Origin of the sequence: Streptomyces sp. NPDC005374 (genome assembly GCF_042872225.1) — a bacterium.
Classification (GTDB): Bacteria; Actinomycetota; Actinomycetes; order Streptomycetales; family Streptomycetaceae; genus Streptomyces.
In genome coordinates, this window is the sequence record NZ_JBIAKA010000007.1 from 312,346 (window position 1) to 329,923 (window position 17,578).

The window sequence follows — 17,578 nt, forward strand, 5'->3', positions numbered from 1 at the left end:
GATCCACCGTAGCGGCTAGCGCTTCACGGCCTTCAGCACCACGAACTTCGGTCCGCCGGCCACCAGTTCACTGTTGCCGAAGAGCTTGCGCAGCTTCAGGTGGTACCCGAGGTGACGGTTCCCGACGACCCACAGCTCGCCACCGGGCCGCAGCGCGCGGCGCGCTCCGGTGAACATCCGCCAGGCCGTCGCGTCGGTCGTCGCCTGGTGGGAGTGGAACGGCGGGTTGGTGAGGACGATGTCGACGCTGCCCTCCGGGACGCCCGTCAGCCCGTCCCCGACGCGGAACTCCGCGTGTCCGGGCACGCCGTTCGCCTTGTACGTCGCCTGCGCCGAGGCCACGGCCTGGTAGGACTCGTCCACGAACAGCACCTCGGCCCCGGGGTCGGCCAGGGCCGCCGCCGTGCCGACGACGCCGTTGCCGCAGCCCAGGTCCACGATCCGGCGGGTGCCGTGACTGTCGCGGGTGTCAGGGAGGTGCTGGAGGAAGAAGCGGGTGCCGATGTCGAGCCGGTCGGCGCAGAAGACACCCGCGTGGTTGACGACGGATCGCCCGGAGGCGGCACCGATGCCGTCCGGGAGGGTGTAGCCGTACGGCCAGGGGTTTGCTGGGCGTTCGAGCGACGGCTTCGGCTCGCAGAAGATGAGCCGGGCCTTCTTCTCGGCGAGCGAGGTGCGGGTCGGCCCGAGGATCCGCTCGAACAGCTGGAGCGTCGAGGTGTGGATGTCCTTCACCATGCCGGTACCGACGACGACCGTGCCCTCGTGCACCGCGGGCGCGAAGCGCGACAACTGGTCCTCCAGCAGGGCCAGGCTCTTCGGCACACGTACCAACAGGACGTCGATGCGGTCGGGTGGCGGGTCCTGCGTGGACAGCAGCTGGACGGCGCCCGGTTCGACGCCCGCGCGCGCGAGGTTCGCCCGGGTCGCCTCCTGGCCGAGGAAGGAGTCGGTGATCTGGACCGGCCGGTGCGCCGCCAGCGCGGTGACCAGTGCGCCCCAGCGGTCCCCGACCACCACGACCGCACCGGTCAGCGGCACCTCCTCGGCCGCGAGATGCCTGAGCAGATACTCGTCGGAGGCGTCCCAGGCGCGCAGCCGGTCACGCGGGTCCTCGGGGAAGCGGGTGAGCGCGAGCTCGCCCCAGGGGGTCGTCATACGGTCGTCCATCGTGTGCCCAGGCTATCGGAGTCGCAGCTCAGGCCCGCTCGGGCAGGATGGAACCCATGGACGCCGAGCTGTTCCCCAGGTCCCGGGCCACGGTCGCGCCCGGCGCGGTGCACGTCCCGGGCTGGCTGGACCCGGAACGGCAGCGTGAGCTGCTCGCGGCCTGCCGGGAGTGGGCGCGCCCGCCGGCCGGACTGCGCACGGTCCGCACCCCGGGCGGCGGCACGATGACGGCACGGCAGGTGTGCCTCGGCCGGCACTGGTACCCGTACGGCTACGCCCTGACGGTCGTCGACGGCGACGGCGCACCGGTGAAGCCCTTCCCACACTGGCTGGGCGAACTGGGCCGGGAAGCGGTCCGGGACACCCTCGGCCCGCGGCAGGCGCCGTACGACATCGCACTGATCAACTTCTACGACGGCGACGCCCGCATGGGCATGCACCGCGACAGCGACGAGAAGTCGGACGCGCCCGTGGTGTCCCTGAGCCTCGGCGACACCTGCGTCTTCCGCTTCGGGAACACCGGGACACGGACCAAGCCGTACACGGACGTCGAACTGCGCAGCGGCGACCTCTTCGTGTTCGGCGGCCCCTCGAGGCTCGCCTACCACGGGGTGCCCCGTGTGCATCCGGGCACCGCGCCGCCCGAGTTGGGCCTGACAGGGCGGCTGAACATCACGCTGCGGGTCAGCGGCCTGTAGCCCGTGGCACGAACGGATCATGGGAGACTCGCCCTCATGAGCGGCAAGGCGGACCCCCGGCCGGCGGGGGAAGGGACCACCTCGAGGGCGCGGCTGGACCGGGGGCGCGGCGCGCTCGGGCCCGCGCTGGAGCTCGTGCACACCGGACGCGCGCCCACCCGGGCCGTGCTCACCGCCGAACTCGGCGTGACGCGGGCGACGGCCGGCGCGGTCGCCGCCGAGCTGGAGGCACTCGGACTGATCCGCGTCGACGCCCGGCCCACCGCGGCCGCCGGCTCACAGGGCCGGCCCTCGCACCGCCTCGCGGTCGCCGAGGACGGCCCCGTCGTCCTGGCCGCGCAGGTGCACGCCGACGGATTCCGGGCCGCCCTGGTCGGCCTGGGCGGCCGTATCGTCGCCACCGCACCCGGCTGCGAGACCGTCGACGCCGACCCCGCGAAGGTCCTCGGCTCCGTCGTGGAGGCGGGCGCCGACCTGTTGCGCACGACCGGCAGGCGCTGCGTCGGTGCCGGACTCGCCGTACCCTCCGCCGTCGCCGAACCCGAGGGACTCGCCCTCAACCCCCTCCACCTGGCCTGGCCCGCGGGCGCCCCCGTCCGCCGCATCTTCGACGAGTGCGTGCGCGCCGCCGGCATCACCGGCCCGGCCTTCGCGGGCAACGACGTCAACCTCGCCGCGCTCGCCGAACACCGGCACGGCGCCGGGCGCGGCGCCAGGGACCTGCTGTGCGTGGCCACCGGACACCGGGGCGTGGGCGGCGCGCTGGTGCTCGACGGGCGTCTGCACACCGGCAGTTCGGGCCTGGCGCTGGAAGTCGGTCACCTCACCGTCAACCCCGAGGGCCGCCCCTGCCACTGCGGCAGCCGCGGCTGCCTGGACGTCGAGGCCGACCCGCTCGCGTTCCTCACGGCCACGGGACTCGCCCCGGGCCCCGAGCTGTCCCTGCTCCAGCAGGCCAACGACCTCGTCCGCAACCACTACGACGACCCGGCCGTCCGTACGGCCGCAGAGGCGCTGATCGACCGGCTGGGCCTCGGACTCGCCGGCCTGGTGAACATCCTCAACCCGGATCGCATCATCCTCGGAGGCCTCCACCGCACCCTCCTGGACGCCGACCCGCACCGCCTTCGCGCGGTCGTCGCCGACCGAAGTCTGTGGGGACAGAGCGGCGGCGTCCCCATCCTGGCCTGCACCCTCGACCACAACAGCCTGGTCGGGGCGGCCGAGTTGGCGTGGCAGCCGGTACTGGACGACCCGCTGGGGTCACTCACCCGTGACTGAACTGCTGACCGCCGAAGGACTCCGTCTGGTCGAGGTCGCCCCGCCGGCCCTTCCGGCCGAGCAGCGAGCGGCCATGAACCGCGCGTGGGACGAGGCCGTCCTGGCCAACCCGACCCTCTTCGACGGACCGGTCGCGCTCTGCGCGGGGCTTTCGCGCGACGCCGGGGAGAAGCTGGTCGTCTCCTGGTCCCGCTCCACCTACCGGTACTTCGCGCTGCGCCGCGTCCCGGGCGCCACCCCTCTGCGGTCCCTCTTCGTGAGCGTGGTGCAGCCCACGGACGACGGACGGGTGCTGGTGGGCCGCATGTCGCCGTCCACCGCGACACCCGGCCGCTGGCAGTTCCCCGGCGGATCGGTGGAGCCGCCCACCGGCGACGAGCCGCTCGACGAGCCCGCACTGCGCCACCACGCGGCTCTCGAACTGTCCGAGGAGACGGGCGTCGACACCCCGGCCGCCGCGCTCACCCGATGCCTGGTCACCCACGGCGAGGACGGCCAGGTCGGTGTGCACTACCTGGCACCGCCCCTGCCCGCGTCCCGCCTCCATGAGCGGTTCGCCGCACTCGTGGCCGCCGATACGGCACACGGGCGTGTCCCGGAGTTCGACCGGATCGCCCTCGTCGGCTCCCCGGCCGAACTGCCGGACCTCGTCGGCCCGCACGTGCTCTACCTGGAACCCGTCCTCGTGTGGACGAACCGCCGAGTAGGCTCGTGACATGCGGATCTCCGTCTCCTCGGACATGGACGAAGCAGTGGCGCGCGCCCTCGTCGACGAGCTGCGCGCGCGGGGCCACGACGTGGTTCCCCACGGCGCCCTGAGCCCCGGCGACGACCCGCAGTGGGCCGTCTGCTCCGAGGCCGCGGCCCGTGAGGTGGCCGCGGGGACGGCCGACCAGGCCATCGTGTGCTGCTGGACCGGCACCGGCGCGTCCATCGCCGCGAACAAGGTCCCCGGCGTTAGGGCCGCCCTGTGCACCGACGCCTACACGGCCGACGGAGCCCGCCGCTGGAACGACGCCAACGTGCTGGCCCTCAGCCTGCGTCTCACCTCCGAGCCGCTCCTCAAGGAGATCCTCGACGCCTGGTTCACCGCGGAGGCGAGCGAGGACGCCGAGGACCGGGAGAACGTGGCCCGGGTGGGGCGCCTGGACGCCGAACGGCAGGCCTAGCGCCTCCGGTCCCGGACACGGTGGCTCAGCCTCCGGTCCCGGCTCCCGTGCTGTCAGGAGACGAGCGGGCCAGCCACCTTCAGCTCGTCGTGTTCGATCAGCCAGCGGACGGACTCGAGTACGGCCGCCTCCGGTTCGTAGCGCGGTGTGTAGCCGAGGAGGGTGCTGGCCTTCTCGATGGTGAAGCAGTGGCTGCGGTAGAGATGCTCCCAGCTCGCCTCGGCGTGCTCAGGGGCCGTGGTCCGGCGGAACCGCTCCCAGGTCACCGGTTCCAGCGACGCGCTCCGGCCGAACCAGCCGGCACCCACGTGAGCGAACCCGCGGACGTTGAGCGCGGTGGGGGCGACGACGTTGAAGTCCTCTCCGGCCGCCGCGTCCCGGTGCTCGATCGCTCGCTCGAAGGCCTGGGCGACGTCGTCGGCGTGCACGTGGTGCATCAGCTCGACACCGCTGCCCGGGATCTGCAGCGGCTTCCCCGCCGAGAGCGTGTACCAGACCGCGGGGTCGAGGTTTCCGAGCGGGCCGATCGGGTGCCAGCCGGGACCGACGATGTGCCCGGGGTGCAGAGACGTGGTCACCACGCCCCCGGAGGCGGTCTCCTCCTTCAGCATCCGTGCGATCCGGTCCTGTTGGATGCCGTACTCCCCGACGGGCGGGGTGCCCGTGGTCTCCGAGATCGGCACCTTGTCGCTGGGGCCGCAGCGCCACACCGTGCCGCAGTGCAGCAGATGGCCGACCTCGCCGCGCAGCCGTTCGACCAGCGCGGTGGCCGCCTCAAAGGTGAAGCAGACGAGGTCGACCACGACGTCCGGGTCCAGTGCGGCCACCGTGTCGCCGAAGGTGCCCTCGGCATCCTCCCGCTCCCGGTCGGTGGCGACCTGGCGCACCTGCTGCCACTCCGGAGCATCGGCGTAGGCGGTGCGGATGCCACGGCTGATGTTGATCACTTCATGACCCGCTCGCACCAGCCGGGGGACCAGGAAGGTGCCGATGTGCCCGCTTCCGCCGATGACGACGACTCGCATGTGTTTCCCCTCGGTGTCAGGCAGGGCTATGGGGCCACGTTCGAAGGCCGGTTGCTCGTGCACATCCTGCCGCAGCCGGTGGTGACGTACGGGCCGGGGGTCGACGGCTCGATCTCGGGACGAGCAGCAGATCGCTCGCCGGTCCGTGCAGGTCATGTCCGCTTCGGGTCACCCGGCACCGACATCGGTGCGCGTGCTCAGGTGTGGCTCCGCCGGCGCCGTCAGACTCCACAACGCCGACACCAGCGGCCTGCGCAGATCGGAGCGCCGTACGCACAGACCGATGGGGAACCGATCGGGCCGCGGGCCGGCGGGGACCTCCGACAGACGCTCCCGCACCGCGCTGTGCTCCAGTACGAGGCGGGGGACCACGCCCGTGCCGCAGCCCAGGGCGACCAGTGTCAGCAGCCCTTCGTGGCCGTCGGGCTCGCAGGCCACGTCGGGGACCGTGCCCCGAGCGCGGAACCAGCGGTCGGCGGCCTCGCGGACCAGCCCGCGGTGGGGGAGGACGAACGGCCCGTCCAGGTCGGGGTCCGGACGCTCCCGCGCGGTGACGAAAACCAGGTCGGTCACCGCGACCGTCCGGCTCACCAGCCCCTCCGGCAGCCTCGCCGGGATGCCCGCCACGGCGACGTCCACCTCGCCCTCGTCCAGCCGGGCCAGCGCGGCCGCCGCGTCACCGGTGCGCAGGTCCAGCCGTACCTGGGGATGGGCCGCGCGGAACGGGGCCAACAGGTCCGGAAGCAGGGCCTGGCAGGCGGTCACCGTCGCGAACACCGTGAGGTGGCCGGTCAGTTCGGCCGGGTCGGGATGCTCCTCCCTGAAGGAGCGCCACAACTCCAGGGCCTGGACCGCGTATTCGCGGAAGCGATGGCCCTGTGCCGTGAGGGACACCCCACGCGGTCCCCGGTCGAACAGCCGGTGCCCCAGATCCGCCTCGAGGCGCTGCACGGTTCTGGTCAGGGTGGCCGGGCTGACGTGGCAGTCGAGGCTGGTCCGGCCGAAGTTCAGCGTCTGCGCGAGGTGCAGAAAGAGGCGCAGTTCCCGGTGGTCATCCATCCGACCTCGGCCTTTCAATCCGTGCAACAGTCCGCTGCGGAAGTTGCACTTGCCGCAATGCTCGGCCGGAGCCTACAACTCCACCATGACCTCCACCACGTATGCCTCCGGCGTCTTCGACCTCGAATCCATGGACGTCCCCGGCGGATCGGAGACCGTCCTGCGCGGCGGCCGGCACCTGTTCCCCCTGTTGCCGCGGGCTTTCGCCGGGATCAGCCGGGTCGGTGTGCTCGGCTGGGGCCCGCAGGGCCGCGCCCAGGCGCTCAACCTGCGTGACTCCCTCGCCGGTACGGACATCAGGGTGGCCGTGGGCCTGCGCCCCGGTTCCCGTTCGGCCGACGACGCGCGTGCCCACGGCTTCACCGAGGAGGACGGCACGCTGGGCGACTGGCTCGCGGTCGCCGCCGACAGCGACCTGGTCGTGCTGCTGATCGCGGACGCGGCACTCGCCGCCCACCACCAGCAGATCTTCGCGGTGCTGAAACCCGGTGCCGCGATCGGGCTCTCGCACGGCTTCCTCCTCGGCCATCTCCGGGAGAGCGGGGGCGAGTTCCCGGCAGGGCATCCGGTCATCGCCGTGTGCCCCAAGGGCATGGGTGACTCCGTGCGCCGCCTCTACCAGCAGGGCGCCGACATCAACGGCGCCGGGATCAACAGCAGTTTCGCCGTGCACGCCGACCCCGACGGCCGGGCGGTCGACCTCGCGCTCGGCTGGTCGGTGGCGCTCGGATCGCCGTACACCTTCCGCACCACCCTCCGGAGCGAGTACCTCTCGGACATCGTCGGTGAGCGGGCCATCCTGCTCGGTGCGGTCCACGGCATCGTCGAGAGCCTGTACACGCGCTACCGCCTGGCCGGGGACGACGAGGCGACCGCGTACGAGAGGTCCTGCGAGAACGTCACCGGGCCGATCGCCCGCACCATCTCGCACGCCGGACTGCGCGCCGTCCGCGACGGCCTCGATCCGGCCGACCGGGACGTCTTCGACCGCGCGTACACGGCGACGTACGCACCGGCCCGCGAGATCGTCGCGGAGATCTACGACGAGGTCGCCGACGGCACCGAGCTGCGCAGTGTGATCCTGGCCGAACGGCGGCTGGGGGCACGGCCGATGAGCGAGATCGGCGGCTCACCGATGTGGGGTGTGGGTGACCGGGTGCGGGCGCGGCGGGGCGAACGCGAGCTGTCTGTCGACCCGTTCACGGCCGGGGTGTTCGTCGCCACCATGCTCGCCCAGATCGACGAGTTCGCCGAACGCGGCCACCCGTGGTCGGAGATCGTCAACGAGTCGGTCATCGAGGCCGTCGACTCCCTCCTGCCCTACATGCACGCGCGCGATGTGGCCTTCATGGTCGACAACTGCTCCCGTACCGCCCGCCTCGGCGCCCGCCGGTGGGGTCCGCGTTTTCAGGCCGCCTACGAGCAGATCGCGTACCCGGCCGCCGAACGCCCCGCGGACGAGGCCCTGATGACGGCTTTCCTGAGCCACCCCGCCCACGGGGCGCTGGCCGCGGCGGCGAAACTCCGGCCGTCGGTGGACATCTCGGTGGCGTAGCGCCGATGTCAGTGGCGGCGGTTAGCCTGCGGGTCATGTTCGAGACGACTGAGGGCGACCGCGCCTTCCCGCCCGCCCTGGCCGATGTGGCCCGCGTGGAGTTCGACTACGACGACGGCGAGGGCGTCGACTTCGAGCCGTACGACGCCTTCGACTCCGCCGAGGAGACCACCGACTGGCTCCGCAACTGGACCGGCAACCACGAACTGGACGGCGACGCCTACCGGGTCTTCGGCCAGGACGGCACCGGAGGTCTCGCCGCCCTGTGGTGCGTACGGCCGGGGCGGCCCCTCGCCGAGCAGCCCGTGGTGTTCCTGGGTTCCGAGGGCGAGCGCGGTGTGGTGGCGGCCACCCTGTCCGACTTCCTGTGGGTGCTGGCCGACGGCCTGGGACCGATGGAGGTCGTGGAGTACGGGCAGTACGAGGCACGCCCGAACACGGCGCTGACCGAACTCGCCGAGCGCCACGCGGTCACCCCGCGCCGCACCACCCGGGACATCGTCACCGCCGCCCGTTCGGAGTTCCCGGCCTTCTCCGAGGACATCGACGCCCTCTGCCGGTGAGCGCCGGCGCCGGGGTGAGGTGCGGCCCGCCGCGGGAGAGGTCGGCAGCCCGTACGGCGTCCACGGCACGACAGGCCCCCACCCTGGGCGGCGAACGCGGCCGGCTCGGCCCTCGCCGCGGTGACGCTTCGCTACTCCTGCCGGGGCAGTTGCGGGCTGCCGAAGAACAGATGGTCGCGCGCGTCGCACACGCCGAGCCGTTCGTCGGGCACGTCGCCGGTGACCGTACAAACCGCGCTCACCACTGGCGTCCCCGTGGCAGCCGCTCCCGGCCCGGCGCCGACACGTGCAGCACCTCGAACACCTCACCGTCGGCCTTGGGCGCCTCGTGCGTCCACAGCGAGAATTGGGTCAGCTCCCAGCGGGCCGTGTCCACGGCGGCGGCCGCGAACACCACGCCGTCCTCCCGGGCGAGCCGCTCGGTCTCACCCACCGCCTCCGCCATCACCTCGGCCAACTCCACGCCGTCGGGCACCGATTGACTGCGACGCACAGCCGACCGGGCAGGGATGTCGACAGCACCGCCCTCCGCGTACGACAGACCCGTCCACTGCCGTACCGACGGCCGCCCGAAGTCGTTGCTCACCTTCTGGAAGGCACCCTCCCAGAGGAACGTGTTCATGCCGTCCACGGTGTCCCAGAGGTAGAAGGGCGCGTACTGGTTGACGGGCGAGCCGCTCACCCCGCGCTCACGCATCAGATACGTCTTGAATCCGAGCCCCGGCCAGTCGTCGAGCAGATGCCCGACCCGGGCCACCCGGGCCCGGATGACCTCCATGTCGTAGTCGGCGGGCAGTGTGAGCTCGTACTGCATGGCGTGCATCCGGTGCCTCCTAGGGCGGGGTGGTCCTCGGGACCGCCATGCGCGTCCCAGCCGGCGGTCGAGCCGTCCTCCGCGGCCTCGACGACCGCGAGACGGGTCCGCTGATCCGGTGAAGTCCTCGGCCGCTCCCTGCCGGGTCCCGGACGCCGTCGGGTGATCTGCACGTGGTGAACTCCCTTACGGGGAGTGGGGTGTGAGCAGTGCGAGCAGCCCCCGCACGCCCGTGTCGAACGCCGCGGGCGAGCCGGACGCCCGGGCGAGGACATAACCGCCCTGGACGGTCGCGAGAACCGTCGCCGCGATCTCCTCGCCGTCCAGCCGGGACGCGAACTGGCCCTGTTCCTTGCCCTCTTCGACGATCCCGGCGATCCGTTCCCGGATCCAGTCGATCGTCTCGTCGACCGGCGCGCGCAGTTCGTCGCTGGCGATGACGTCCGGGTCCATCGTGAGCCGGCCGATCGGACAGCCGCGCAGTACGTCCCGCTCGCGCCGCAGATACGCCTCGATGCGTTCGTACGGCGTCCCGGGCCCGCCGAGTGCCGCCTCCGCAGTGGCCCGCAACTCTTGGGCGGTACGCCTGATCGCGGCCAGCGCCAGCTCCGGCTTGCCCTTGAAGTGGTGGTACATGCTGCCCTGTCCGGCGCCCGCGCGCTCCAGGATGGCCTTGGGGCTGGTGCCCACATAGCCGCGCTCCCACAGCAGCTCACGGGTGGACTCGATCAGTCGGTCCGAGGTGCTCATACACGCACTGTACATACTAGTAGTTACAGAAGTCGAGACCCTGAGGAGCAGGCAGGGCCGGCCCGCGTACTCCCCGGGAGGTACCCGCACTGCCGCTGCCCGTACGACGACCCGGACCCCTCCCCGGAGCCAGTCTCGAAGCATCACACCTTCAGGAACTCCAGGGAGATGAACCGACATGCAGACTCTCGCCAACTGGGACGGCGGCCCCGGCCCGTGGATCCTCTTCTTCCCGTTGACCTGGGCGGCCGTCGTGCTCGGCGTCGTGACTGTCCTGCGCCGCACCGCCTGGCGCGGCCGCCGCGGACCGTGGCGCGCCATGACCGACAGCGGTCCCTCCGGCGACTCGCCCATCGCCATGCTCGGCCGACGTTTCGCCTCGGGTGAGATCGACGAGGACGAGTACTGGCGCCGGCTCTCCGTCCTGGACGAGCAGTTCGGCCGGGCGACGGGCAAGGGCGGTGCGGCATGACCGCCGCGACCGTCCCGACGAGGACGCTGCCGGCCGCCCGGGTGGTCGACGCGGTGAAGCTGTACGGCAGTGGTGACACCGGCGTGAGGGCCCTGGACGGGGTGAGCGTCGACTTTCCGGCCGGGCGCTTCACCGCGATCATGGGGCCCTCGGGCTCCGGCAAGTCCACTCTCATGCACTGCGCGGCCGGCCTCGACACACTGACCGAGGGTGGTGCCTACATCGGCGACACCGACTTGGGTTCCCTCGACGACCGCCGTCTGACCCTGCTGCGCCGGGACCGTGTCGGCTTCGTCTTCCAGGCCTTCAACCTGGTGCCGACGCTGACCGTGGCGGAGAACATCCGGCTGCCGCTCGACCTCGCGGGCGATGCGGGCGACCCGGAGTGGATCGACGCGCTCGTCGACGTCGTCGGCCTGCGCGACCGGCTCCACCACCGGCCGGCCGAACTCTCCGGCGGACAGCAGCAACGCGTCGCCGTGGCCCGCGCGTTCGCCGGCCGGCCGGACGTCGTCTTCGCCGACGAACCCACCGGAAACCTCGACTCCCGCTCCGGCGGCGAGGTCCTCGGCCTGCTCGGCAGGACCGTGCGCGAGACGGCCCGTACGGTCGTCATGGTCACCCACGACCCGGTCGCCGCCGCCCACGCCGACGAGGTCGTCTTCCTCGCCGACGGACGTCTGGTGGACCGTATGGAATCCCCGACCGCCGACAAGGTCCTCGACCGGATGAAGGCCTTCGAGACGCCCGCACGGACGGAGACGCTCTCATGAACGCCTCCGTACGCCTCAGCGTCTCCTCCCTGCGTGCCCACAAGCGGCGCTTCGCCGGGACCTTCCTCGCGGTGTTCCTCGGTGTGTCCTTCCTCGCCGGGACCCTCGTGATGGGTGACACGCTCCGCGCCGGCTTCGACACCATGTTCGGCAATGCGACCGGCGGCACGGACGCGGTCATCCGCAGTGCCGGGGCCATCACCACGCCTGGGGAGAGCCAGGGGGTGCGCGAACCGGTCAGCACCGGGCTCGTGCGGACCGTCGAGCGGGTTCCGGGTGTCGCGGCCGCCGTGCCCGACATCCAGGGCGCAGGACAGTTGATCGGCGCGGACGGCAAGCCCATCGGCGGCCAGGGCCCACCCACCCTCGCCGGCAACTGGATCGACGACCCGAAGCTCAACCCGTACCGGCTGGCCGAGGGCCGCGCCCCCGAGAAGTCCGGCGAGGTCGTCGTCAACCGCGGCACCGCCGACCGGGGCGGCCTGAAGATCGGCGACAGGACCGTCCTGCGCACGCCCGACCCCGTCGAGGTCACCATCGTCGGCCTCGCCACCTTCGGAGGCGAGGACGGCATGGCCCAGGTGACCTTCACCGGCATGACCCGGTCCGACGCCGAGAAGTACCTCATGGCCGGGCCCGGCGAGGCGTCGGGCATCCAGGTGCGCGCAGGTCCCGGCGTCAGCCAGCGGGAACTCGTCGACCGGCTGACTCCCGTGCTGCCCAAGGGCGTTGAGGCCATCACCGGTCAGGAGTCGACCGAGGAGAACACCGACATGATCTCCAGTCAGTTCCTGTCGGTCTTCACGACCCTGCTGCTGGTGTTCTCGGGCGTGGCGCTCCTGGTCGCCACCTTCTCCATCCACAACACCTTCGTGATCGTCGTCGCCCAACGCACCCGTGAGAACGCGCTGTTGCGGGCACTCGGCGCCTCGCGTCGTCAGGTCACCGCGTCGGCCCTGACCGAGGCGAGCGTCGTGGCGGTGACCGCGTCCGCGGCGGGTCTGGCGGGCGGCATCGGTATCGCCGCCGGGCTCCAGGCCCTGTTCCCGGCCATCGGATTCCCCTTCCCCGAGGGCGACTTGGTGGTCAGCGCCCTGTCGATGGCGCTGCCGCTCGCGGTCGGCATTGTGGTCTGTCTGGCCTCCGCGCTGCTGCCCGCCGTACGGGCCGGCCGCACCGCCCCGCTGGCCGCCCTGCGCGAGACGGCCGTCGACCAGTCGGGCGCCTCCCGCGTCCGCGCGGTCACCGGGGCGGGCCTGGCCGCGCTCGCCCTGGCCGTCACGCTCACCGGCGTCCTGGTGTCCCCGTCCATCCTGCTGGCGGGAACGGGGGCGGTCCTCGCCCTGGCCGCCTTCGTGGTGCTCGGACCGGTCGCCTCGACGACAGCCGTACGTGTCCTCGGCGGCCCCCTCGACCGCCTTCGCGGAGTCACCGGCCGGCTCGCCCGACGCAACGCCCTGCGCAGCCCCAAACGGACCGCCGCCACCGCGAGCGCGCTGATGATCGGCGTGGCCGTGGTCTCGCTGTTCACGGTGTTCGGAGCATCGCTGAAAGCGACCATGGACCAGACCGTGTCCCGGTCCTTCGCGGGCGATGTCGCCGTCAGCACCCCGTCGTTCGGCGCGGGCGGCAGTGGTCTGAGCCCCCGGCTCGCCGCAGCGGTGCAGCGCCTGCCCGAGGTGGACACCGCCGTAGGACTCGGTCGCGGAGTCGCCGAAGTCGACGGCGTGGGACGGGCGTTGACTGTCACCGACCCGCTCGCACTGGAGCGCACCTTCGACCTCGGCAAGGTCCGGGGCTCCCTGAACGACCTGGGCCCCGACGGCATCGCCATCACCGAGAAGGAGGCTGACAAGCAGCATCTCGCCCCCGGTGACACGGCCCGCCTGACCTTCACCGACGGCACGTCACGGACCTTCACGGTGCGCGCGCTCTACGGGCAGTCGGAGCTGGCGGGGGAGTACGTCATCACCCGGGCCGCCTGGGCCCCGCACCGCACGCAGGACTCCGACACCCTGGTCGCCGTCTCCTTCAAGGACGGCGTGAGCACCGCCGCGGGAAAGGCGGCGGTGAAGAAGGTGGCGGCACAGTACGGCAAACCCGAGGTGCAGACCCGCGACGAGTACGCGCAGTCCTCGGCCGGCGGAATCGACATGATGCTGACGCTCGTCTACGCGCTGCTCGCCCTCGCGGTCCTCATCGCCCTGCTGGGCATCGCCAACACCCTGACGCTCGCGATCCACGAGCGCACCCGTGAGCTGGGTCTGCTGAGGGCCGTGGGCCAGACCCGGTCCCAGCTGCGGGCCATGGTCCGCTGGGAGTCGGTCCTCGTCGCCGCCTTCGGCACCGTCGGCGGACTCGCCCTCGGAGCGTTCCTCGGCTGGGTCCTGGTCGAGGCCTCGGACGGCGCGAGCGACAGCACCTTCGCCTTCGCGATGCCGCCGCTGCAACTCGCGGTGGTCGCGTCGGTGGGCCTCGCGGCGGGAGCCCTCGCGGGCCTGCGCCCGGCCCGGCGCGCGGCTCGCCTGGATGTGCTCCGGGCGATCGCGACCGAGTGAGGACGAGGAGTGTCACCGCCCGGTCAGCCGGCAACGGCGGACCGGGCGGGAGCGTGTTCGGGCCTGTGGCTGTCCACCGAGACGTCCGCGAACCTGAGTGCGGGCTTCTCCGTGACCGTCCGCCGGAGCGGATGGGCGACTCCAGGCCGAACAGCGGCAGGCGTCGGCAGCGTGAACCACACGACCTTGCCCGACGGGCCGTCCGGCCGGACGCCCCAGCTCTCGCTGACCGCGGCGACCATCGCGAGCCCGCGCCCGCACGTGGCGAGCGGCTCGGTGTCCTCGATGTCGGCCACGACCGGCAGACGCGGGTCGTGGTCGTGCACCGAGACCATGAGCCGGTCGAGCAGCAGCTCGATCTCCACGGTGCACGTCTTGTCGGGCTGGGCATGGCGGTGGACGTTGGTCAACAGCTCCGTCACACCGAGCTCGGCCCGGTCTATGAGGGGATCCATATGCCAGTAGCGCAAATGCGCGGAAAGGATTCTGCGGACCTGGCCGATCCGCGACGGCAGCGCTTGGAGCTCTACCGTGCAATGCCTGCTTGGGTGACTGATCACAGCTGCGACTCCCCGACGTGAGGTCCGGAAGAACACGGAGTTCGGATCGAGCAGGAGCCTGGACGAAGACGGCCGCCTGCTGTCGTGCCCGGCGGGCTGGTTCGCAGCGTAATCGCCGGTAAACCCAGAGTGATGTGGGATCAGCGTGACGCAGGAGGTGGGGTAGCGCAACTCGCGGTCGGCAAAGCCTGCCCGCGCCGGGCGCGACGACTCAGTCCCGACGTCCGGCAGCCCTGCGTACGGCCTCGATGAACCGGCGTGCCGCCGGCGGCCCCGGCTCGCCCGGAGCGGGGTCGTGATCGCCCAGGGTCAGCAGATACCGGTTTCCGTTGAGATCCGCGAGGGCCCGGTCGTCCGCCGCGAACCAGGGCTTGGAGGCACGTACCGCCTGCACCGGCGCACTGTCGATCTCGCTGCCGTAACTGGTGAGCAGTTCCAGTCTGCCGTCGCTGATCCGCACCTGACCGGCCCGGGTGAGCGAGCGCAACCTCTTGCCGATCCGCACGCCCATCGCCGTGAACTCCGGCTCAGCCATGCCGCCCCGCCCCCTTGTGCGCGTCGGTGTGCCGGCCCGTGTTCCCGCATGGGCCGAGAGCCGGCTCCTGTAGTGATCCAGTGTGCGCCCCCGTCCGAGACTGCGTCCCGCCTGCTGCAGTCTGCCCGTCATGGGCGTGGAGCACCAGTACGCATGGCACCTCGCCGGGAGTGCCCGGAGCACTCGTCCGAATGCGCCCCCGCAGCCGCGTCACAGCGCGACCCCAGGGGTGCCTTTGGGTCTCTCAAAGGTGTGTTTATGCAGGTGAGAAGGGTGCGGAAGGTGTCTATGATCGAACCGTCGGCTGCGTGACCCGCCGTCGGCGCGCAGCGTAAGGAGCCCTGTCGTGAGTACCCCTCAACCGACCCGGACCGGCGGCACACTCGACGTCGACCGCAGTGACGCCGCCTATCGCGGCTGGCTGAAAGAGGCCGTTCGCAAGGTCCAGGCCGACGCCAACCGCTCGGCCGACACCCACCTCCTGCGCTTTCCGCTGCCCGAGAAGTGGGGCATCGACCTGTACCTCAAGGACGAGTCGACCCACCCGACCGGCAGCCTCAAACACCGGCTCGCCCGCTCACTCTTCCTCTACGGCCTGTGCAATGGCTGGATCCGGCCGGGCCGCCCGGTGATCGAGGCGTCCAGCGGTTCGACGGCCGTCTCGGAGGCGTACTTCGCGAAACTGATCGGCGTGCCCTTCATCGCGGTCATGCCGCGCACGACGAGCGCCGAGAAGATCCGCCTCATCGAGTTCCACGGCGGCCGATGTCACTTCGTGGACGACCCGCGCACGATGTACCAGGAGTCCGCCCGTCTCGCGGTGGAGACCGGCGGCCACTACATGGACCAGTTCACCTACGCGGAACGGGCCACGGACTGGCGCGGCAACAACAACATCGCCGAATCCATCTTCCGGCAACTGGAGTTGGAGCGTTTCCCGGAGCCCGCGTGGATCGTCGCCACGGCCGGTACCGGGGGTACCTCGGCGACCCTCGCCCGGTACGTGCACTACATGCAGCACGACACCCGCATCTGTGTGGCCGACCCGGAGAACTCCTGTTTCTTCGAGGGCTGGACCACCGGCGATCCGGACGTCACCTGCGACTGCGGCTCGCGCATCGAGGGCATCGGCCGGCCCCGCATGGAACCGAGCTTCGTACCCGGCGCGATCGACCGCATGATGAAGGTCCCGGACGCGGCGAGCGTCGCCGCCGTGCGCGCTCTGGAGCAGGCCATCGGCCGTCGGGCAGGCGGCTCGACCGGCACCGGGCTGTGGAGCGCGCTGAAGATCATCGCCGAGATGGTGGCCGAGGGCCGCCGTGGGAGCGTCGTCACCCTGCTCTGCGACCCCGGCGACCGCTACCTCGACAAGTACTACTCCGACGCGTGGCTGGCCGAGCAGGGTCTCGACATCGAGCCGTACACGACAGCCATCGCCTCGCTGCTGGAGACGGGGGTCTGGCCCGACTGAGGGTCCACGCGGCGCACCGCCGCGCAGTTGCCGATCAGCAGGCCGACGTCGGCTCCTGCCCGTCGGGCGGCCGACCGGTCGAGGAGCGGCAGGCCGACGGCCGGAGCGCACCGAGCGAGCCGTCGGGCGATCGCCACCGGGTGAGCCGTCGACCGACCGCCATCCGGCGAGGGCCGGCGAGGCGAGGGGAATCGTCGGCCGGTCGCCAACGGGCGAGCCATCGGTCCGACGACTCCTGGGGAGCCCTCGGTCGGCTGCTGCCCGGCGGGCCATTGCCCGGCTGTCGGTCCGGCAGGCCGCCGGTCGGCCGACGCGCGGCGAGCCATCGGTCGGAGCGCGTCGGGCGGCCCGTCGGCCGGTCGCGAGCGGAATCGTTGGCGACTGTCGGTGCGTGGGTCGGTTGGTGTGCGGCGAGGTGCTGGTCGGCTGACGTGCGGTGAGTCATCAGTCGAGGCGCTTGGGCGGCCCGCCGGCGACCGTCGGTGCGTCGGTCGGCTGGTGTGCGGCGAGGTGCTGGTCGGCTGGGGAGCGGCGGGCCTCCCGCGACGCGGTCAGGCCCTCGGGCCCGGCCTCCACCGGGCAACCCAGCGGCGCGAGCACTCGACACCCCGACGGGCCATCGGCGGACCGCTACCCGGCGAGCCGCCGGTCCAGGGCCCTGACCGCGCTACGGAAGGCCCGCCCCAGCCCGGCGCGGCCGAGCTTCGCGACGACGCGGAAGGCCGCCGTGCCGTCCACGGCGAACGTCCACCGCACCCGGGTGCCCGTTCCGGTGGGAGTCAGGAGCCACTCCTCGGCGATGGCGCGGGCGCCGGGAGCGTTGGCCACGTCGACGCGGTAGGCGTACACCTCGGGGTCCTTGGCCGCGATGACCGTCTCCTGGAAGCGCCCGCCGCCCTTGAGGTGGATCTCGCGGGTCGAGCCGTCCCCGGTGGACCGGGCCAGCGTCACCGCCGAGAACCACTCCGCCCAGTCCGGCACGTCCTCGGCGAGGGCACGGAAGACGGCCTCCGGCGGCGCTGACATCTCCTGCGTGAACACCAGCCGTACGGGCGCGGTCTCGATGAAGTCGAGCCCCACCGCACGCAGTTGGTGAGCCATGGGAACCCCCTGATCGACCAGGAG

19 protein-coding genes are annotated in these 17,578 nt (G+C 72.0%); 10 read left to right on the plus strand and 9 right to left on the minus strand.

All coding sequences use genetic code 11. The annotated features are described in order from the left end of the window. Nucleotides 1-15: 15 nt before the first annotated feature. On the minus strand, nt 16-1,158 hold the full coding sequence (locus ACFYRX_RS20010) for a methyltransferase (protein WP_389101325.1): 1,143 nt from the start codon (nt 1,156-1,158) through the stop codon (nt 16-18). 68 nt (nt 1,159-1,226) lie between these two features. On the opposite strand from ACFYRX_RS20010, the gene ACFYRX_RS20015 reads away from it, so the two are divergent. From ACFYRX_RS20015 to ACFYRX_RS20030, 4 genes are read left to right on the plus strand one after another with little or no spacing between them, the layout of a single operon-like run. Then, nucleotides 1,227-1,868, plus strand: a complete 642-nt coding sequence (locus ACFYRX_RS20015) for an alpha-ketoglutarate-dependent dioxygenase AlkB family protein (RefSeq protein ID WP_389101326.1) — start codon at nt 1,227-1,229, stop codon at nt 1,866-1,868. A 36-nt stretch (nt 1,869-1,904) separates the two neighbouring features. After that, nucleotides 1,905-3,149: an ROK family protein gene (locus ACFYRX_RS20020; protein WP_389101328.1), complete on the plus strand. Its 1,245-nt coding sequence runs from the start codon at nt 1,905-1,907 to the stop codon at nt 3,147-3,149. Continuing rightward, the gene (locus ACFYRX_RS20025; RefSeq protein WP_389101330.1) at nt 3,142-3,864 is read left to right on the plus strand and encodes an NUDIX hydrolase; all 723 of its coding nucleotides are present in this window, start codon (nt 3,142-3,144) and stop codon (nt 3,862-3,864) included. Before ACFYRX_RS20020 ends, ACFYRX_RS20025 begins: the two co-directional genes overlap by 8 nt. A 1-nt stretch (nt 3,865) precedes the next feature. After that, nucleotides 3,866-4,318 (plus strand): RpiB/LacA/LacB family sugar-phosphate isomerase, encoded by a 453-nt coding sequence (locus ACFYRX_RS20030; RefSeq protein ID WP_389101332.1) that lies wholly within the window; start codon nt 3,866-3,868, stop codon nt 4,316-4,318. Nucleotides 4,319-4,371: 53 nt separating this feature from the next. Here ACFYRX_RS20030 and ACFYRX_RS20035 read toward each other — a convergent pair whose 3' ends face one another. Continuing rightward, on the minus strand, nt 4,372-5,343 hold the full coding sequence (locus ACFYRX_RS20035) for an NAD-dependent epimerase/dehydratase family protein (protein WP_389101334.1): 972 nt from the start codon (nt 5,341-5,343) through the stop codon (nt 4,372-4,374). 168 nt (nt 5,344-5,511) lie between these two features. Continuing rightward, entirely contained in the window at nt 5,512-6,402 is an 891-nt protein-coding gene (ilvY, locus tag ACFYRX_RS20040) for an HTH-type transcriptional activator IlvY (RefSeq protein ID WP_389101336.1), read from the minus strand. 85 nt (nt 6,403-6,487) lie between these two features. Here ilvY and ACFYRX_RS20045 point away from each other — a divergent pair, with 85 nt between their 5' ends. After that, nucleotides 6,488-7,957, plus strand: coding sequence for a ketol-acid reductoisomerase (locus ACFYRX_RS20045; protein WP_389101338.1), 1,470 nt, complete (start codon nt 6,488-6,490; stop codon nt 7,955-7,957). A 35-nt stretch (nt 7,958-7,992) separates the two neighbouring features. Beyond that, nucleotides 7,993-8,520: an SMI1/KNR4 family protein gene (locus tag ACFYRX_RS20050; RefSeq protein ID WP_389101340.1), complete on the plus strand. Its 528-nt coding sequence runs from the start codon at nt 7,993-7,995 to the stop codon at nt 8,518-8,520. Between the two features lie 238 nt (nt 8,521-8,758). On the opposite strand, the gene ACFYRX_RS20055 is transcribed toward ACFYRX_RS20050, so the two are convergent. After that, complete coding sequence (locus tag ACFYRX_RS20055; RefSeq protein WP_389101342.1) at nt 8,759-9,343, minus strand: DUF4865 family protein; 585 nt, start codon at nt 9,341-9,343, stop codon at nt 8,759-8,761. A 177-nt stretch (nt 9,344-9,520) separates the two neighbouring features. Continuing rightward, nucleotides 9,521-10,099 carry a TetR/AcrR family transcriptional regulator gene (locus tag ACFYRX_RS20060; protein WP_389101343.1) on the minus strand — a complete coding sequence of 193 codons (579 nt, stop codon included), beginning with the start codon at nt 10,097-10,099 and terminating at the stop codon, nt 9,521-9,523. A gap of 163 nt (nt 10,100-10,262) precedes the next feature. Here ACFYRX_RS20060 and ACFYRX_RS20065 point away from each other — a divergent pair, with 163 nt between their 5' ends. From ACFYRX_RS20065 to ACFYRX_RS20075, 3 genes are read left to right on the plus strand one after another with little or no spacing between them, the layout of a single operon-like run. Next, entirely contained in the window at nt 10,263-10,556 is a 294-nt protein-coding gene (locus tag ACFYRX_RS20065) for an SHOCT domain-containing protein (protein ID WP_389101345.1), read from the plus strand. After that, nucleotides 10,553-11,329, plus strand: a complete 777-nt coding sequence (locus tag ACFYRX_RS20070; RefSeq protein ID WP_389101347.1) for an ABC transporter ATP-binding protein — start codon at nt 10,553-10,555, stop codon at nt 11,327-11,329. The genes ACFYRX_RS20065 and ACFYRX_RS20070 overlap by 4 nt, the downstream gene beginning before the upstream one ends. Further along, on the plus strand, nt 11,326-13,887 hold the full coding sequence (locus ACFYRX_RS20075) for an ABC transporter permease (protein WP_389101349.1): 2,562 nt from the start codon (nt 11,326-11,328) through the stop codon (nt 13,885-13,887). Before ACFYRX_RS20070 ends, ACFYRX_RS20075 begins: the two co-directional genes overlap by 4 nt. A gap of 23 nt (nt 13,888-13,910) precedes the next feature. On the opposite strand, the gene ACFYRX_RS20080 is transcribed toward ACFYRX_RS20075, so the two are convergent. Further along, complete coding sequence (locus tag ACFYRX_RS20080) at nt 13,911-14,447, minus strand: ATP-binding protein (RefSeq protein ID WP_389101351.1); 537 nt, start codon at nt 14,445-14,447, stop codon at nt 13,911-13,913. Between the two features lie 211 nt (nt 14,448-14,658). Beyond that, entirely contained in the window at nt 14,659-14,982 is a 324-nt protein-coding gene (locus tag ACFYRX_RS20085; RefSeq protein WP_389101353.1) for a hypothetical protein, read from the minus strand. Nucleotides 14,983-15,328: 346 nt separating this feature from the next. On the opposite strand from ACFYRX_RS20085, the gene ACFYRX_RS20090 reads away from it, so the two are divergent. Beyond that, on the plus strand, nt 15,329-16,453 hold the full coding sequence (locus ACFYRX_RS20090; RefSeq protein ID WP_389101355.1) for a PLP-dependent cysteine synthase family protein: 1,125 nt from the start codon (nt 15,329-15,331) through the stop codon (nt 16,451-16,453). A gap of 444 nt (nt 16,454-16,897) precedes the next feature. Here the strand turns inward: ACFYRX_RS20090 and ACFYRX_RS20095 are convergent, their stop codons facing one another. Continuing rightward, nucleotides 16,898-17,053 (minus strand): hypothetical protein, encoded by a 156-nt coding sequence (locus ACFYRX_RS20095; protein ID WP_389101357.1) that lies wholly within the window; start codon nt 17,051-17,053, stop codon nt 16,898-16,900. Nucleotides 17,054-17,083: 30 nt separating this feature from the next. Next, nucleotides 17,084-17,554 carry an SRPBCC family protein gene (locus tag ACFYRX_RS20100; protein ID WP_389101359.1) on the minus strand — a complete coding sequence of 157 codons (471 nt, stop codon included), beginning with the start codon at nt 17,552-17,554 and terminating at the stop codon, nt 17,084-17,086. Nucleotides 17,555-17,578 lie beyond the last annotated feature (24 nt).

Excerpts from the sequence above, each read along its gene's own strand:
- ACFYRX_RS20060 (WP_389101343.1), bottom strand. The coding sequence starts at position 10,099 with ATGTACAGTGCGTGTATGAGCACCTCGGACCGACTGATCGAGTCCACC.
- ACFYRX_RS20045 (WP_389101338.1), top strand. The coding sequence starts at position 6,488 with ATGACCTCCACCACGTATGCCTCCGGCGTCTTCGACCTCGAATCCATG.
- ACFYRX_RS20010 (WP_389101325.1), bottom strand. The coding sequence starts at position 1,158 with ATGACGACCCCCTGGGGCGAGCTCGCGCTCACCCGCTTCCCCGAGGAC.
- ilvY (WP_389101336.1), bottom strand. The coding sequence starts at position 6,402 with ATGGATGACCACCGGGAACTGCGCCTCTTTCTGCACCTCGCGCAGACG.
- ACFYRX_RS20085 (WP_389101353.1), bottom strand. The coding sequence starts at position 14,982 with ATGGCTGAGCCGGAGTTCACGGCGATGGGCGTGCGGATCGGCAAGAGG.
- ACFYRX_RS20050 (WP_389101340.1), top strand. The coding sequence starts at position 7,993 with ATGTTCGAGACGACTGAGGGCGACCGCGCCTTCCCGCCCGCCCTGGCC.
- ACFYRX_RS20030 (WP_389101332.1), top strand. The coding sequence starts at position 3,866 with ATGCGGATCTCCGTCTCCTCGGACATGGACGAAGCAGTGGCGCGCGCC.
- ACFYRX_RS20065 (WP_389101345.1), top strand. The coding sequence starts at position 10,263 with ATGCAGACTCTCGCCAACTGGGACGGCGGCCCCGGCCCGTGGATCCTC.
- ACFYRX_RS20015 (WP_389101326.1), top strand. The coding sequence starts at position 1,227 with ATGGACGCCGAGCTGTTCCCCAGGTCCCGGGCCACGGTCGCGCCCGGC.
- ACFYRX_RS20070 (WP_389101347.1), top strand. The coding sequence starts at position 10,553 with ATGACCGCCGCGACCGTCCCGACGAGGACGCTGCCGGCCGCCCGGGTG.
- ACFYRX_RS20035 (WP_389101334.1), bottom strand. The coding sequence starts at position 5,343 with ATGCGAGTCGTCGTCATCGGCGGAAGCGGGCACATCGGCACCTTCCTG.
- ACFYRX_RS20100 (WP_389101359.1), bottom strand. The coding sequence starts at position 17,554 with ATGGCTCACCAACTGCGTGCGGTGGGGCTCGACTTCATCGAGACCGCG.
- ACFYRX_RS20075 (WP_389101349.1), top strand. The coding sequence starts at position 11,326 with ATGAACGCCTCCGTACGCCTCAGCGTCTCCTCCCTGCGTGCCCACAAG.
- ACFYRX_RS20055 (WP_389101342.1), bottom strand. The coding sequence starts at position 9,343 with ATGCACGCCATGCAGTACGAGCTCACACTGCCCGCCGACTACGACATG.
- ACFYRX_RS20020 (WP_389101328.1), top strand. The coding sequence starts at position 1,905 with ATGAGCGGCAAGGCGGACCCCCGGCCGGCGGGGGAAGGGACCACCTCG.